The 671-nt window shown below is 63.2% G+C and carries 1 protein-coding gene; it reads right to left on the bottom strand.

Annotation, left to right across the window (positions count from 1 at the left end; translation table 11 throughout):
* The coding region (locus XalbCFBP2523_RS15855) for a ParB/Srx family N-terminal domain-containing protein (protein WP_249027745.1) at positions 1–647 on the bottom strand (647 nt) is incomplete at its 3' end.
* Positions 648–671 lie beyond the last annotated feature (24 nt).

Below are 671 nucleotides of genomic sequence, written 5' to 3'. Positions count from 1 at the left end.
ACGTTGTACGGGGGATCGGTGAAGGCCATGTCGGGCAATTCGTCACCGAGCAGCTGCGTGTAGTCGTCGGCCTTGGTGGCATCGCCGCACAGTAGTCTGTGATCGCCCAGCAGCCACACGTCGCCTGCTTGGGAGATGGGGGTTTGCGGCACGTCCGGCACATTGTCCTCGTCGGTGAGTCCGTCCTTGGTGACGTCGTCCCCGGCGATCAGCGCCTCCCATTCTTCCGGGGAGAAGCCGGTCAGGCCGAGATCGAAGCCGGCGTCCTGCAGTTCGGACAGTTCGATGCCGAGCAGGGCGTCATCCCAGGCGGCGTTCTCGCCGATCTTGTTGTCGGCCAGGATCAGCGCGCGGCGTTGCGTGTCGCTCAAGTGATCCAACGCAACGACAGGCACCTCGATCATGTCCAGCTGACGTGCCGCCAGCAGACGACCGTGTCCGGCGATCACATTGTTCTGGCCATCGATCAGGATCGGCGCGCCCCAGCCGAACTCGCGAATGCTGGCGGCGATCTGCGCGACCTGGGCCTGCGAATGCTGCTTGGCATTGCGGGCATAGGGGATCAGCGAATCGACCGGACGGTAGTGGAGTTGCAGTGCGCTCATCGGGTTCTGAAAATGAAAAAACCCGCCATGAGTCGTCCTCATGGGCGGGTTGATGGGGTTGGCCAG

Source organism: Xanthomonas albilineans, assembly GCF_002939705.1.
Taxonomy (GTDB): Bacteria; Pseudomonadota; Gammaproteobacteria; order Xanthomonadales; family Xanthomonadaceae; genus Xanthomonas_A; species Xanthomonas_A albilineans.
The sequence above is the reverse complement of the archived record's forward strand: the minus strand, read 5'-3'. Positions and strand labels throughout refer to the sequence as shown.